Origin of the sequence: Tenacibaculum larymnensis (assembly GCF_028829235.1) — a bacterium.
GTDB lineage: Bacteria > Bacteroidota > Bacteroidia > Flavobacteriales > Flavobacteriaceae > Polaribacter > Polaribacter larymnensis.
Map to the genome: position 1 here is coordinate 1 of NZ_JAIWJY010000038.1, position 663 is coordinate 663.

At 38.9% G+C, this 663-nt stretch carries 1 pseudogene; it reads left to right on the forward strand.

Going from position 1 to position 663, the window contains the following annotated elements:
- Positions 1 to 226: 226 nt before the first annotated feature.
- Positions 227 to 663, forward strand: a pseudogene (locus LCI24_RS16920) (hypothetical protein); the annotation flags it as partial.

The following is a 663-nucleotide window of genomic DNA, read 5'->3' on the forward strand; positions in this document are numbered from 1 at the left end:
AAAAAGAACGTCCCGCCTGCATTATCGTAGACCAAAGATAATTTTTTGCCAACTACCTTACAACTAAACTTTAACATTTCTTTTGTGAGTTTAGCATCGTTTTTGAAGTTGTGTTTTATGTAACCGTGTTACGTTGGTTTGCTAACCAAGTTGCTATGACTAGTCCAAGCTTTTTTATTGTGTAACCCGCTTATCTTTTTCAGGTGAGCCTCTAAATCTTTATGTTATGAGTAAGCAAAAAGGATTAATTAAGTTAGTAGGTAATATTGGAGGTGTATCGTTTTACACTTCTAATGGAGAGTATTTAGCCCGTATGGCTGGAGGACCTACAAAGGAACGTATACAAAGTGACCCGAACTTTGCACGTACGAGAGAGAACAATACCGAGTTTGGTGGAGCTGCCAAGGTTGGTAAGGCATTAAGAACCGCTTTGAGTGGTGTACTTCAGATCATGGCAGGTAGCAGATTAGCTGCACAGTTGACAAGGATTTTTAAGACTATTAACCTAAAAGGTGCAGGAGTTAGAGGTAAAAGGCCTATAACACTTTCAGCGAACAAAGAGTTGTTAGCGGGGTTAGATTTAAACAACAAGTTAAGTTTAACCTCGGTTTTTACAGCCCCTTATACCGCTAGTATTAATGCTGACCGTAATGAGGTTACTTA